The sequence below is a fragment of the Streptococcus sp. 68 genome (assembly GCF_013277415.1).
Taxonomy (GTDB): Bacteria; Bacillota; Bacilli; order Lactobacillales; family Streptococcaceae; genus Streptococcus.
On the sequence record NZ_VMMX01000010.1, the window covers coordinates 69681 to 84036 of the forward strand.

A 14356-nucleotide genomic window follows, 5' to 3' on the forward strand; every position below is an offset into this window, starting at 1 on the left:
ATGAACTATTCAAAAGCATTGAATGAATGTATCGAAAGTGCCTACATGGTTGCTGGCCATTTTGGAGCTCGTTACCTAGAGTCTTGGCACTTGTTGATTGCCATGTCCAATCACAGTTATAGTGTGGCAGGGGCAACTTTAAATGATTATCCATATGAGATGGACCGTTTAGAAGAGGTGGCTTTGGAACTGACTGAAACGGACTATAGCCAGGATGAAACCTTTACGGAATTGCCGTTCTCCCATCGTTTGCAGGTTCTTTTTGACGAAGCAGAGTATGTAGCGTCAGTGGTCCATGCTAAGGTGCTAGGGACGGAGCACGTCCTCTATGCGATTTTGCATGATGGCAATGCCTTGGCGACTCGTATCTTGGAGAGGGCTGGTTTTTCTTATGAAGACAAGAAAGATCAGGTCAAGATTGCTGCCCTTCGTCGCAATCTAGAAGAACGAGTAGGCTGGACTCGAGAAGATCTCAAGGCTCTACGCCAACGCCATCGTACAGTAGCTGACAAGCAAAATTCCATGGCCAATATGATGGGCATGCCGCAGACTCCTAGTGGTGGTCTCGAGGACTATACGCACGATTTGACAGAGCAAGCGCGTTCTGGCAAGTTAGAACCAGTCATCGGTCGGGATAAGGAAATCTCGCGTATGATTCAAATCTTGAGCCGTAAGACCAAGAACAATCCTGTCTTGGTTGGGGATGCTGGTGTCGGAAAAACTGCTCTGGCGCTTGGTCTTGCCCAGCGAATTGCTAGTGGGGATGTACCTGCGGAAATGGCTAAGATGCGCGTGTTAGAGCTTGATTTGATGAATGTCGTTGCAGGGACACGCTTCCGTGGTGACTTTGAAGAACGCATGAACAATATCATCAAGGATATTGAAGAAGATGGTCAAGTCATCCTCTTTATCGATGAACTTCACACTATCATGGGTTCTGGTAGTGGGATTGACTCAACTCTGGATGCGGCCAATATCTTGAAGCCAGCCTTGGCGCGTGGAACTTTGAGAACGGTTGGTGCCACCACTCAAGAAGAATACCAAAAACACATCGAAAAAGATGCGGCCCTTTCTCGTCGATTCGCCAAAGTGACGATTGAAGAACCAAGTGTGGCAGATAGCATGACCATTTTACAAGGTTTGAAGGCGACTTATGAGAAACATCACCGTGTACAAATCACAGATGAAGCGGTTGAAACAGCGGTTAAGATGGCGCATCGCTACTTAACCAGTCGTCACTTGCCAGACTCTGCTATCGATCTTTTGGATGAAGCAGCGGCAACAGTGCAAAATAAAACTAAAAATATAAAAGCAGACGATTCAGGTTTGACTCCAGCTGACAAGGCCTTGATGGATGGTAAGTGGAAACAAGCTGCTCAACTAATTACTAAAGAAGAGGAAGTGCCTGTCTATAAAGATTTGGTGACAGAGTCTGATATTTTGACCACCTTGAGTCGCTTGTCAGGTATTCCAGTTCAAAAACTGACTCAAACGGATGCTAAGAAGTACCTGAATCTTGAAGCTGAACTGCACAAACGTGTCATCGGTCAAGATCAAGCAGTTTCAAGCATTAGCCGTGCGATTCGTCGCAACCAGTCAGGGATTCGCAGTCATAAGCGTCCGATTGGTTCCTTTATGTTCTTAGGGCCTACAGGTGTTGGTAAGACCGAATTGGCTAAGGCTCTGGCAGAAGTTCTTTTTGATGACGAATCAGCCCTTATCCGCTTTGATATGAGTGAGTATATGGAGAAATTTGCAGCCAGCCGTCTCAATGGAGCTCCTCCGGGCTATGTGGGTTATGAAGAAGGTGGGGAGTTGACCGAGAAGGTTCGCAACAAACCCTATTCCGTTCTCCTCTTTGACGAAGTAGAGAAGGCCCACCCAGACATCTTTAATGTTCTCTTGCAGGTCTTGGATGATGGTGTCTTGACCGATAGCAAGGGCCGCAAGGTTGACTTTTCAAATACCATTATCATCATGACGTCAAACCTTGGTGCGACAGCCCTTCGTGATGACAAGACTGTCGGATTTGGGGCTAAGGATATTCGTTTTGATCAGGAAAATATGGAAAAACGCATGTTTGAAGAGCTGAAAAAAGCTTATAGACCTGAGTTTATTAACCGTATTGATGAAAAGGTGGTCTTCCATAGCCTGTCTAGTGACCATATGCAGGAAGTGGTGAAGATTATGGTTAAACCTTTAGTGGCAAGTTTGGCTGAAAAAGGTATTGACTTGAAATTACAAACTTCCGCACTGAAATTGTTGGCCAATCAAGGATATGACCCAGAGATGGGAGCTCGTCCACTTCGCAGAACCCTACAAACAGAAGTGGAAGACAAGTTAGCAGAACTTCTTCTCAATGGAGAATTAGAGGCAGGCAGCACACTTAAGATTGGTGTCAAAGCAGGCCAGTTAAAATTTGATATTGCATAAAAATGGAGAATCAGGAGAAATCTTGATTCTCTTTTTTGCTACTTTTTTATAAAAAATAGCATAAAAATCTAGTTATCCGCATAAAAACTGGACTTATCACACTTTATCAAGGTCAAAACCACTCAATTTACTACTAATTTACTACTTATGAATGAGCTTTGATACGACGATTTATCCTTGAAAAGTGAAGATATAAAGATACTTCCAATAAAATTTGAATATTTAATAGGTAGACACTTCAAAAAATGAGGTGTCTATTTTTTTACCCGATTTTGAAAGGAAGTGAACTTATGAAAACAAAAAATCAAGAATCAAAAGGTCGTTCCCCACTCTTTAAGACCATCAAACATTCATTCAGCCAATAAAAAAGAAAGGATAGGTAAAAATATGGAACTTAAATTTGTGATTCCCAACATGGAAAAAACATTCGGCAATTTAGAATTTGCTGGCGAGGATAAAGTCGTTCAGCGAAGAATCAACGGACGGCTAACTGTCTTATCAAGAAGCTATAATCTCTATTCTGATGTTCAAAGAGCAGATGATATTGTGGTGGTGCTTCCTGCTGAAGCTGGCGAAAAACATTTCGGCTTTGAGGAACGTGTGAAGTTAGTCAATCCACGTATTACCGCAGAGGGCTACAAAATCGGCACTCGTGGTTTTACAAATTACCTTTTACATGCTGACGACATGATAAAAGAATAAAGAAAGAGAGGAAAAATGATGAGATTAGCAAATGGCATTGTATTAGATAAAGACACGACTTTTGGAGAATTGAAATTCTCTGCTCTACGTCGTGAAGTGAGAATCCAAAATGAAGACGGGTCGGTTTCAGATGAAATCAAGGAACGTACCTATGACTTAAAATCCAAAGGACAAGGACGCATGATTCAAGTAAGTATTCCTGCCAGCGTGCCTTTGAAAGAGTTTGATTATAACGCACGGGTGGAACTTATCAATCCCATTGCGGACACCGTTGCTACTGCCACCTATCAAGGAGCAGATGTTGACTGGTATATCAAGGCAGACGATATTGTGCTGACAAAGGATTCTAGTTCATTCAAAGCTCAACCACAAGCAAAGAAAGAACCGACACAAGACAAATAGTCGCTAGGTAGAAAGGAGACTTTTTCGCATGAAACAGCGTGGTAAAAGGATTCGCCCATCTGGTAAAGATTTAGTCTTTCATTTTACGATAGCGTCACTCCTGCCTGTTTTCCTGCTGGTTGTCGGACTGTTTCATGTGAAGACAATCCAGCAGATCAACTGGCAGGATTTTAACCTATCACAAGCAGATAAGATTGACATTCCCTATTTAATTATCAGTTTCAGTGTCGCAATTCTTATCTGCTTGCTGGTAGCGTTTGTATTCAAACGGGTTCGCTATGATACGGTTAAACAACTTTACCACCGTCAAAAACTGGCAAAGATGATACTTGAAAACAAGTGGTATGAATCTGAACAGGTCAAAACAGAGGGTTTCTTTAAAGATAGTGCTGGTCGTACAAAGGAAAAGATAACCTACTTCCCTAAAATGTATTATCGACTTAAAAATGGCTTGATACAGATACGGGTGGAAATCACGCTGGGAAAATATCAAGACCAACTCTTACACTTGGAAAAGAAATTAGAGAGTGGCTTGTACTGTGAGCTGACGGATAAAGAGTTAAAGGATTCCTATGTGGAATATACTTTGCTCTATGACACCATAGCCAGTCGTATTTCTATTGATGAAGTAGAAGCTAAAGATGGTAAACTTCGCTTAATGAAAAACGTATGGTGGGAATATGATAAGCTCCCTCATATGTTGATTGCTGGTGGTACAGGTGGCGGTAAAACTTACTTTATACTGACACTGATTGAAGCCTTGCTTCATACAGATTCAAAACTGTATATTCTTGACCCGAAAAATGCTGACCTTGCGGACTTAGGTTCTGTGATGGCAAATGTCTACTATAGAAAAGAAGACTTGCTTTCTTGCATTGAAACATTCTATGAAGAAATGATGAAACGTAGTGAGGAAATGAAGCAGATGAAGAACTATAAGACTGGCAAAAATTATGCTTACTTAGGTCTCCCGGCACACTTCTTAATCTTTGATGAATACGTCGCTTTCATGGAAATGCTGGGAACAAAAGAAAACACCGCAGTTATGAATAAGCTGAAACAGATTGTCATGTTAGGTCGTCAAGCTGGCTTCTTTCTAATACTGGCTTGTCAACGTCCAGACGCAAAATATTTAGGCGACGGAATCCGTGATCAGTTTAATTTCAGAGTGGCTTTAGGTCGTATGTCTGAAATGGGCTATGGCATGATGTTTGGCAGTGACGTACAAAAGGATTTCTTCTTAAAGCGAATCAAAGGTCGTGGCTATGTTGATGTAGGAACAAGTGTCATATCAGAGTTTTATACTCCCCTTGTACCAAAAGGATATGATTTCTTGGAGGAAATTAAAAAGTTATCCAACAGCAGACAGTCCACGCAGGCGACGTGCGAAGCGGAAGTCGCAGGTGTGGACTGATCTTGCTGGCTGGTGTGGCAATAGCCACGCCAGCACTTAACCCCCCGTATCTAACAGGGGGGTACAAATCGACAGGAAACAGTCAAAAAAACATTAGAAAATCCTTTGGTTACAAGGGATTTACAAAATTTCAGCGTATGTCAAATGGGCTTTAAAAGTTGACATACGCCTTTTTGATTGGAGGGATTTTTACTGAATGAACAAACTTGGTTACAGCATTTAAAAGAAAAACGCTTGGCTTATGGACTATCTCAAAACCGTTTAGCTGTTGCGACTGGTATTACAAGGCAGTATCTAAGCGATATTGAAACAGGAAAAGTCAAGCCATCAGAGGATTTACAGCAGTCCCTTTGGGAAGCTCTGGAACGCTTCAATCCCGACGCTCCCCTTGAAATGCTGTTTGATTATGTAAGGATTCGCTTTCCGACAACAGACGTACAGCAGGTGGTCGAAAACATCTTACAACTGAAACTGTCCTATTTTCTTCATGAGGACTATGGTTTCTATTCTTATTCAGAGCATTATGCTTTAGGCGACATATTCGTCCTTTGCTCCCATGAACTGGACAAAGGAGTTCTGGTGGAATTGAAAGGTCGTGGGTGCAGACAATTTGAAAGCTATCTTCTGGCACAACAAAGAAGCTGGTATGAGTTCTTTATGGACGTTTTGGTGGCTGGCGGTGTGATGAAACGCCTTGACCTTGCCATTAACGATAAGACAGGGATTTTGAATATCCCTGTACTCACTGAAAAGTGCCAACAGGAAGAATGTATCTCCGTCTTCCGCAGTTTTAAAAGCTATCGCAGTGGCGAACTGGTACGCAAAGAGGAAAAGGAATGTATGGGAAACACCCTCTATATCGGTTCATTACAAAGTGAAGTTTATTTCTGTATCTATGAAAAGGACTACGAGCAGTACAAGAAAAATGATATTCCCATTGAAGACGCAGAAGTAAAAAACCGTTTTGAGATTCGATTGAAAAATGAGCGTGCCTATTATGCAGTCCGTGATTTACTCGTCTATGACAATCCAGAGCATACCGCCTTTAAAATTATCAATCGGTATATCCGTTTTGTAGATAAAGACGATTCCAAACCTCGTTCTGATTGGAAACTGAATGAAGAATGGGCTTGGTTTATTGGGAACAATCGTGAACGATTAAAACTAACCACAAAACCAGAGCCTTACTCCTTCCAAAGGACGCTGAACTGGCTATCTCATCAAGTTGCCCCGACCTTAAAGGTTGCGATTAAACTTGATGAAATCAACCAGACGCAGGTTGTAAAAGACATTCTCGACCATGCGAAACTGACAGACCGACACAAGCAGATTTTGAAGCAACAGTCAGTAAAAGAACAGGACGTGATAACAACAAAAAAATAACTCAAATACAAATTCATTGAATATAGAGAGGAGAACATTTTTATGAATTTTGGACAAAACCTTTATAACTGGTTTCTATCAAACGCTCAATCACTGGTGCTTTTAGCAATCGTTGTGATTGGCTTGTATCTTGGCTTCAAGCGTGAGTTTAGCAAACTGATTGGCTTTTTAATTATTGCGATTATTGCGGTTGGCTTAGTCTTCAACGCTGCTGGAGTAAAAGACATTTTACTAGAGCTATTCAATCGCATTATTGGTGCTTAAATAAAACCGTTCTTTTGTGGAATATAAGTGGTTTTCTTATGTTCCGCAAAGGAATGGTACACCAAACGAAGTGCGGTAGGGATTTTTGAATCTCTACAAAGAAAGGACGTGAATATATGGACGATATGCAAGTCTATATTGCGAATTTAGGCAAATACAATGAGGGCGAATTGGTCGGTGCGTGGTTTACCTTTCCCATTGACTTTGAGGAAGTCAAAGAGAAAATCGGCTTGAATGATGAATATGAGGAATACGCCATTCATGACTACGAGTTACCCTTTACGGTTGACGAATACACTTCCATTGGCGAACTCAATCGACTATGGGAAATGGTATCGGAATTACCCGAAGAATTACAATCGGAGCTATCTGCTCTGCTCACTCATTTTTCAAGCATTGAAGAACTAAGCGAACATCAAGAGGATATTATCATTCATTCCGATTGTGATGATATGTATGACGTGGCACGCTACTACATTGAAGAAACGGGTGCTTTAGGCGAAGTACCAGCTAGTCTTCAAAACTATATTGATTATCAAGCCTATGGTCGGGATTTAGACCTTTCAGGAACGTTTATCTCAACCAATCATGGGATTTTTGAAATCGTCTATTAAATCTGTCGGTACATTACTACTGGCAGATTTTCTATTTTACGGGGTGGCTCAATCAGCTACCCCTATTTTTTATGAAAGGATTGATTACATGAAGAAAATACGAAGCTATACCAGTATCTGGTCTGTGGAAAAGGTACTGTATTCTATCAATGATTTTAGACTTCCGTTTCCCATAACCTTTACGCAAATGACATGGTTTGTCGTGTCACTCTTTGCAGTGATGATACTTGGCAACTTGCCCCCTCTTTCCATGATAGAGGGAGCATTTCTCAAATACTTTGGGATTCCTGTGGCTTTCACATGGTTTATGTCTACAAAAACTTTTGATGGTAAAAAGCCTTATGGATTTTTGAAGTCTGTCATTGCTTATGCACTGCGACCAAAGCTGACCTATGCAGGAAAAAAAGTAACGCTTGGCAGAAACCAGCCACAAGAAGCCATTACAGCAGTTAGGAGTGAATTTTATGGCATATCCAATTAAATACATTGAAAACAATCTCGTCTGGAATAAAGACGGGGAATGTTATGCTTACTATGAGCTTGTTCCTTACAATTACTCATTTCTAAGTCCAGAACAGAAAATACAAGTGCATGATTCTTTCAGACAGCTTATCGCACAAAATCGTGATGGCAAAATTCATGCTTTACAAATCAGTACAGAATCCAGCATACGTTCTGCACAAGAGCGTTCCAAAAATGAAGTCACTGGCAAGCTCAAAGCGGTTGCCTATGACAAAATCGACCAACAGACAGACGCTTTAATATCCATGATTGGCGAAAATCAAGTGAACTACCGTTTCTTTATCGGCTTTAAGTTGCTTCTCAACGATCAGGAGTTTTCTATGAAAAGTCTTACCGTTGAAGCAAAAAATGCTTTGTCTGATTTTGTCTATGATGTGAACCATAAGCTGATGGGCGATTTTGTTAGTATGAGTAATGATGAAATCCTGCGTTTTCAGAAGATGGAAAAGCTCTTAGAAAATAAAATCTCTCGTCGTTTCAAAATCCGCAGGTTAGATAAGGACGACTTCGGCTATCTGATTGAACACCTTTACGGACAGACAGGAACTGCCTATGAAGAGTATGAGTACCATCTATCAAAGAAAAAGCTGGATAATGAAACGCTGATTAAATACTATGACTTGATTAAGCCTACTCGCTGTTTGGTGGAAGAAAAACAGCGATATTTGAAAATCCAGCAGGAAGATGAAACCGTCTATGTAGCTTACTTTACCATTAACAGCATTGTCGGAGAACTGGACTTCCCGTCCTCTGAAATCTTCTACTACCAGCAACAGCAATTTACATTCCCGATTGATACGTCAATGAATGTGGAAATTGTAGCGAATCGTAAAGCCCTATCTACTGTCCGCAATAAAAAGAAAGAACTGAAAGACTTGGATAACCACGCTTGGCAAAGTGATAATGAAACCAGCTCCAATGTGGCGGAAGCTCTGGAAAGTGTGAATGAGCTGGAAACCAATTTAGACCAAAGCAAGGAATCTATGTACAAGCTGTCTTATGTGGTAAGGGTATCAGCAAATGATCTTGACGAACTCAAACGTCGTTGTAATGAAGTGAAAGATTTTTATGACGATTTAAGCGTAAAACTGGTACGACCATTTGGGGATATGCTCGGCTTACATGAAGAATTTTTACCTGCCAGCAAGCGTTATATGAATGATTATATTCAATACGTGACCTCTGATTTCCTCGCTGGTTTAGGTTTTGGTGCTACTCAAATGCTGGGGGAAAATAAGGGGATTTATGTTGGCTACAGCTTAGATACTGGACGCAATGTCTATCTGAAACCTGCTCTTGCCAGTCAAGGGGTTAAGGGTTCAGTAACCAATGCGTTAGCGTCGGCTTTTGTTGGTTCGCTGGGTGGTGGTAAATCCTTTGCGAATAACCTTATCGTCTATTATGCGGTGCTTTATGGGGCACAAGCAGTGATTGTAGACCCAAAAGCAGAACGTGGCAGATGGAAAGAAACCTTGCCAGAGATTTCCCATGAAATCAATATCGTCACTCTGACTTCTGATGAGAAAAACAAAGGCTTACTTGACCCTTATGTGATTATGAAAAATCCCAAAGATTCTGAATCACTGGCTATTGATATTCTGACATTCCTTACGGGGATTTCCTCTCGTGATGGGGAACGCTTCCCAATCCTTAGAAAAGCCATTCGTGCAGTAACCAATAGTGAAGTACGAGGGTTGATGAAAGTGATTGAGGAATTACGGGTTGAGAATACGCCACTAAGTACCAGTATAGCCGACCATATCGAAAGTTTTACAGACTATGACTTTGCACATTTATTATTCAGTAATGGTTATGTGGAGCAGTCTATCAGCTTAGAAAAACAACTGAACATTATACAGGTTGCGGACTTGGTACTTCCCGACAAGGAAACTTCCTTTGAGGAATATACCACTATGGAGCTTTTATCCGTTGCTATGCTGATTGTCATTAGTACCTTTGCTTTAGACTTTATCCATACAGACCGAAGCATTTTCAAGATTGTAGATTTAGACGAAGCATGGAGCTTTTTACAGGTAGCACAAGGAAAAACACTATCTATGAAGCTGGTTCGGGCTGGTCGTGCTATGAACGCTGGGGTATATTTCGTGACCCAAAATACAGACGACCTCTTAGATGAAAAACTGAAAAATAACCTCGGCTTAAAATTTGCATTTCGTTCCACTGACCTTAACGAGATTAAAAAGACCTTAGCCTTTTTTGGTGTAGACCCAGAGGACGAAAACAATCAGAAGCGATTGCGTGATTTGGAAAACGGGCAATGCCTTATCAGTGATTTATATGGTCGTGTCGGTGTGATACAGTTCCACCCTGTATTTGAAGAACTGCTCCATGCCTTTGATACCAGACCACCTGTGCGAAAAGAGGTGTAAATGTGAAACCATCAATAGTAAACAGAATAAAATCAAACTGGACGCTGAAACGTCTAGGTAAAGTGGCAATGACAGTGGCTTTCACACTTGTGATTGCCATTTTTCTTTTAGCCATGCTGGGAACGGTGGTTCAAGCTGCGGGCTTGGTAGATGATACGGTCAATGTGGCAAATGAATACAGCCGATACCCACTTGAAAACTATCAACTGGATTTTTATGTGGATAATAGCTGGGGCTGGCTTCCGTGGAACTGGTCGGACGGGATTGGAAAACAGGTCATGTATGGACTATATGCCATTACCAATTTTATTTGGACAATCAGTTTGTATGTTTCCAATGCGACAGGTTACTTAGTACAGGAAGCCTATTCCTTAGACTTCATTTCCGCTACAGCAGATTCCATTGGTAAGAATATGCAGACCTTAGCTGGTGTGAGTGCAAACGGATTTTCAACAGAGGGTTTCTATGTTGGATTCCTCTTACTCTTGATTTTGGTTCTTGGGGTTTATGTTGCCTATACGGGACTGATAAAGAGAGAAACCACAAAGGCAATTCATGCCATTATGAATTTTGTGCTGGTGTTTATCCTATCGGCTTCCTTTATTGCCTACGCTCCCGACTACATTAAAAAAATCAATGACTTTTCATCAGACATCAGTAATGCCAGTTTATCACTTGGCACGAAGATTGTCATGCCCCATTCCGATAGTCAAGGCAAGGACAGCGTGGACTTAATCAGAGATAGCCTGTTTTCCATACAGGTTCAGCAACCGTGGCTACTGCTTCAATACAACAGTTCAGACATTGAAAGTATCGGTATTGACCGTGTGGAAAGCCTGCTCTCCACCAGCCCAGATTCCAACAATGGCGAAGACAGAGAAAAAATTGTTGCGGAAGAAATTGAAGACAGAAGCAATACCAATCTAACCATTACAAAGACCATTAACCGTTTAGGTACAGTCTTCTTCCTATTTGTCTTCAATATTGGGATTTCCATATTTGTATTCCTATTAACAGGAATCATGATTTTCTCGCAGGTACTTTTTATCATCTATGCTATGTTTCTGCCTGTGAGCTTTATTTTAAGCATGATTCCATCATTTGATGGTATGTCAAAACGAGCCATAACAAAGCTCTTTAATACCATTTTGACACGAGCTGGAATCACATTGATTATTACGACAGCATTTAGTATTTCAACCATGCTCTATACCTTATCGGCTGGTTATCCGTTCTTTTTGATTGCTTTTCTACAGATTGTGACCTTTGCAGGAATCTACTTCAAGCTGGGCGATTTAATGAGTATGTTTTCTCTACAGAGTAACGATTCTCAAAGTGTGGGAAGTCGTGTGATGAGAAAACCTCGTATGCTTATGCACGCTCACATGCACCGTCTACAGCGGAAACTTGGACGTTCCATGACTACTCTAGGGGCTGGGTCTGCCATTGTTACAGGTAAAAAAGGACAGTCGGGTTCGGGGAGTTCTGCAAGGACACAAGCAGATCACTCCCGACCAGACGGAAAGGAAAAATCAACACTTGGAAAACGTATCGGTCAAACCATCGGTACAGTAGCTGATACCAAAGACAGAATGGTAGACACTGCTAGTGGTTTGAAAGAACAGGTTAAAGATTTGCCGACCAATGCAAGATATGCAGTATATCAAGGAAAATCCAAAGTAAAAGAGAATGTCCGTGATTTAACCAGTAGTATTTCTCAAACCAAAGCGGACAGAGCCAGTGGACGCAAGGAACAGCAGGAACAAAGGCGAAAAACCATTGCGAAGCGTCGCTCTGAAATGGAACAGGTCAAACAGAAAAAACAGCCTGCTTCTTCTGTTCATGAAAGACCGACTACAAGACAAGAACAATATCATGATGAACAGACCTCAAAACAGTCTAATATTCAGACTTCATATAAGGAATCTCAACAAGCCAAACAAGAGCGTCCAGCAGTTAAGTCCGATTTTTCAAGTCCAAAAGTGGAACGCCAAGGCAATACCGTTCAAGAAAAAACCGTTCAAAAGCCAGCAACTTCAACCACTACAGCAGATAGAACTTCACAACGTCCAATCACAAAAGAACGTCCGTCTACTGTTCAAAGAGTACCACTACAAAATACAAGAAGTAGACCACCAATCAAAACCGCTACCATTAAGAAAGTCGGTAAGAAACCATGAAGTTGAAAACTTTAGTGATTGGTGGTTCTGGATTATTCTTGATGGTCTTCTCACTGCTTCTGTTTGTTGCCATTTTATTTTCAGATGAACAGGACAGCGGAATTTCCAATATTCATTATGGAGGTGTGAATGTTTCCGCAGAAGTGCTGGCTCATAAGCCTATGGTAGAAAAATATGCCAAAGAATATGGCGTTGAAGAATATGTCAACATACTTCTTGCGATTATACAGGTGGAATCGGGCGGTACTGCGGAAGATGTTATGCAGTCCTCGGAATCCCTCGGTCTTCCACCTAATTCATTGAGTACAGAAGAATCCATTAAGCAAGGTGTGAAGTATTTCAGTGAATTATTAGCCAGTAGCGAAAGGCTCAGTGTAGATTTAGAATCGGTTATCCAGTCCTACAATTATGGTGGTGGTTTCTTAGGGTATGTGGCTAATCGTGGAAATAAATATACCTTTGAACTGGCTCAAAGTTTCTCAAAAGAGTATTCAGGTGGCGAAAAAGTGTCTTACCCCAATCCCATAGCCATACCTATCAATGGGGGCTGGCGATACAACTATGGCAATATGTTTTATGTGCAACTGGTAACGCAGTATCTTGTCACAACAGAGTTTGATGATGATACGGTACAAGCCATCATGGACGAAGCACTGAAATATGAGGGCTGGCGATACGTTTACGGTGGAGCTTCCCCGACTACTTCTTTTGATTGTAGCGGACTGACACAATGGACGTATGGAAAAGCTGGAATTAACTTACCACGAACCGCACAACAGCAATATGATGTGACCCAGCATATCCCACTATCGGAAGCACAAGCTGGCGATTTGGTTTTCTTTCATTCTACCTATAACGCTGGCTCTTATATTACTCATGTTGGGATATACCTTGGCAATAACCGTATGTTTCATGCAGGCGACCCAATCGGTTATGCCGACTTAACAAGCCCCTACTGGCAACAGCATTTAGTGGGAGCAGGACGAATCAAACAATGAGAAAGGAAGATTTAATGATGAAATTTAGAAAAAATCAGAATAAAGAAAAACAGATACCAAAGGAAAAGAAACCTCGTGTCTACTATAAGGTCAATCCTCATAAAAAGGTTGTGATTGCCTTGTGGGTACTTTTAGGGCTTAGTTTCAGCTTTGCGATATTCAAGCACTTTACAGCTATAGATACTCATACTATTCACGAAACAACTATCATAGAAAAGGAATACGTTGATACTCATCATGTAGAAAATTTTGTAGAGAACTTTGCGAAAGTCTACTATTCATGGGAGCAATCCGATAAGTCCATTGATAATCGAATGGAAAGTCTAAAAGGCTATCTGACAGATGAACTTCAAGCTCTCAATGTTGATACAGTACGCAAAGATATTCCTGTATCGTCTTCTGTAAGAGGATTTCAGATATGGACGGTAGAGCCAACTGGCGACAATGAGTTTAATGTAACCTACAGTGTAGACCAGCTCATTACAGAGGGAGAAAATACAAAGACCGTCCACTCTGCTTATATAGTGAGTGTCTATGTAGATGGTTCTGGAAATATGGTACTGGTTAAGAATCCGACCATTACCAACATACCTAAGAAATCAAGTTATAAACCAAAAGCCATTGAAAGTGAGGGGACGGTTGATTCCATTACAACCAATGAAATCAATGAGTTTTTAACGACGTTCTTCAAGCTCTATCCTACAGCGACAGCCAGTGAACTTTCCTACTATGTGAATGACGGGATATTAAAACCAATCGGAAAAGAGTACATCTTTCAAGAACTGGTAAATCCTATTCACAATCGTAAGGATAATCAAGTCACGGTATCGCTGACAGTGGAGTATATCGACCAGCAGACCAAAGCAACGCAGGTATCTCAATTTGATTTGGTACTTGAAAAGAACGGGAGTAATTGGAAGATTATAGAATAACAAATATTGGTACATTATTACAGCTATTTTGTAATCACGTACTCTCTTTGATAAAAAATTGGAGATTCCTTTACAAATATGCTCTTATGTGCTATTATTTAAGTATCTATTTAAAAGGAGTT

At 41.0% G+C, this 14356-nt stretch carries 13 protein-coding genes; all 13 read left to right on the forward strand.

Annotated elements, in window-relative coordinates; genetic code table 11:
* The 13 genes from HT720_RS05180 (at position 1) to HT720_RS05240 (ending at position 14234) form a co-directional block, all read left to right on the forward strand.
* On the forward strand, positions 1 to 2433 hold the full coding sequence (locus HT720_RS05180; RefSeq protein WP_173274905.1) for an ATP-dependent Clp protease ATP-binding subunit: 2433 nt from the start codon (positions 1 to 3) through the stop codon (positions 2431 to 2433).
* Positions 2434 to 2820: 387 nt separating this feature from the next.
* A complete protein-coding gene (locus HT720_RS05185; protein ID WP_000420682.1) occupies positions 2821 to 3135 on the forward strand; it encodes a YdcP family protein in 315 nt (104 codons plus the stop codon).
* Between the two features lie 15 nt (positions 3136 to 3150).
* Positions 3151 to 3537: a YdcP family protein gene (locus HT720_RS05190; RefSeq protein WP_000985015.1), complete on the forward strand. Its 387-nt coding sequence runs from the start codon at positions 3151 to 3153 to the stop codon at positions 3535 to 3537.
* A 28-nt stretch (positions 3538 to 3565) separates the two neighbouring features.
* Positions 3566 to 4951 carry an FtsK/SpoIIIE domain-containing protein gene (locus HT720_RS05195; protein ID WP_000813488.1) on the forward strand — a complete coding sequence of 462 codons (1386 nt, stop codon included), beginning with the start codon at positions 3566 to 3568 and terminating at the stop codon, positions 4949 to 4951.
* Between the two features lie 2 nt (positions 4952 to 4953).
* Positions 4954 to 5106, forward strand: a complete 153-nt coding sequence (locus HT720_RS05200) for a hypothetical protein (RefSeq protein ID WP_000879507.1) — start codon at positions 4954 to 4956, stop codon at positions 5104 to 5106.
* Positions 5107 to 5128: 22 nt separating this feature from the next.
* On the forward strand, positions 5129 to 6334 hold the full coding sequence (gene mobT, locus HT720_RS05205; RefSeq protein WP_000398284.1) for a MobT family relaxase: 1206 nt from the start codon (positions 5129 to 5131) through the stop codon (positions 6332 to 6334).
* A gap of 42 nt (positions 6335 to 6376) precedes the next feature.
* Positions 6377 to 6598 carry a hypothetical protein gene (locus tag HT720_RS05210; protein ID WP_001009056.1) on the forward strand — a complete coding sequence of 74 codons (222 nt, stop codon included), beginning with the start codon at positions 6377 to 6379 and terminating at the stop codon, positions 6596 to 6598.
* Between the two features lie 116 nt (positions 6599 to 6714).
* Positions 6715 to 7212, forward strand: a complete 498-nt coding sequence (locus HT720_RS05215; protein WP_000342539.1) for an antirestriction protein ArdA — start codon at positions 6715 to 6717, stop codon at positions 7210 to 7212.
* Between the two features lie 88 nt (positions 7213 to 7300).
* A complete protein-coding gene (locus tag HT720_RS05220) occupies positions 7301 to 7693 on the forward strand; it encodes a conjugal transfer protein (RefSeq protein WP_000723888.1) in 393 nt (130 codons plus the stop codon).
* Positions 7677 to 10124 carry an ATP-binding protein gene (locus tag HT720_RS05225; protein ID WP_173274906.1) on the forward strand — a complete coding sequence of 816 codons (2448 nt, stop codon included), beginning with the start codon at positions 7677 to 7679 and terminating at the stop codon, positions 10122 to 10124. The genes HT720_RS05220 and HT720_RS05225 overlap by 17 nt, the downstream gene beginning before the upstream one ends.
* Before the next feature lie 2 nt (positions 10125 to 10126).
* Positions 10127 to 12304 (forward strand): membrane protein, encoded by a 2178-nt coding sequence (locus HT720_RS05230; protein WP_000804748.1) that lies wholly within the window; start codon positions 10127 to 10129, stop codon positions 12302 to 12304.
* Positions 12301 to 13302 carry a bifunctional lysozyme/C40 family peptidase gene (locus tag HT720_RS05235; RefSeq protein ID WP_000769868.1) on the forward strand — a complete coding sequence of 334 codons (1002 nt, stop codon included), beginning with the start codon at positions 12301 to 12303 and terminating at the stop codon, positions 13300 to 13302. Before HT720_RS05230 ends, HT720_RS05235 begins: the two co-directional genes overlap by 4 nt.
* A complete protein-coding gene (locus HT720_RS05240) occupies positions 13299 to 14234 on the forward strand; it encodes a conjugal transfer protein (RefSeq protein WP_001224320.1) in 936 nt (311 codons plus the stop codon). The genes HT720_RS05235 and HT720_RS05240 overlap by 4 nt, the downstream gene beginning before the upstream one ends.
* Positions 14235 to 14356: the final 122 nt, after the last annotated feature.